At 49.6% G+C, this 804-nt stretch carries 1 protein-coding gene; it reads right to left on the bottom strand.

The genetic code is table 11. From position 1 onward, the window contains the following. Positions 1 to 804, bottom strand: an 804-nt coding sequence (locus GY843_RS09495) for a 3-keto-5-aminohexanoate cleavage protein (RefSeq protein WP_297308942.1), incomplete at both ends; no start/stop codon positions are given.

The raw sequence follows: 804 nt of genomic DNA, 5'->3' as shown, positions 1-804 counted from the left end.
GGCCTGTTGAGGAGTGGCAATTTCTCTCCCGAATTCCCTGGCCATTCTGACTACTTTCTCTACCAGTTGAGCATTACTTTCAGCCAGCTGGCCCTTGCCGATGTAAATGTTGTCTTCCATCCCGGTTCTCACCGAGCTGAAACCAAGCATGATACCCATACCAACCATGGTAGGTTGGAACGGACCCACCCCAATTACACTAAGATTACAGGGCTGCGGAGCTGTCTCCATCATATAGATGAGATCCTTTGGCGTAGCATAACAACCGCTTTGGAATCCCATAACGCACTGAATCAAGTACGGTGGCTTTACAAGCCCTTTATCAATCAGGTTTTGTACGAGCCACCATTGCCCCGGATGCCATACCTCGATCTCAGGTTTAACACCTTCATCCAGCATTGCCTGGGCATACTTCTCTGTCGAACCAAATCCAAAACCTGCCACGGTATCCAGCATGATATCTTCCATGCGCCCAACTTCGGGACGTTTTGGTATAGTGAATTTCACGGCCAGAGGACCACAATCCAGGCTGGCTACTTCCGGTTTGGCATAGACCGGATTCATGGCTTTAGACTGATCGGCACCTTGGCCCCCGCCGGTGGTATTGTTGATGATGATATCCGGACACTTTTCTCGAATGAGCCGGTTTACGTTAAGGTAGTCCTCGATCTCGACACTGCCGATACCTGGATTCTCGATTGTTCTGGCATGAACATGGACATATGTTGCACCGGCATTGTAAGCATCGTAAGTCGATTGGGCCTGCTCTTCCGGTGATTCTGGGAGATTAGGATTAATCTCCTT

This window comes from Neptuniibacter sp. (assembly GCF_024231755.1).
Taxonomy (GTDB): Bacteria; Pseudomonadota; Gammaproteobacteria; order Pseudomonadales; family Balneatricaceae; genus Neptuniibacter.
This window is presented reverse-complemented; position numbering and strand designations above follow the sequence as displayed.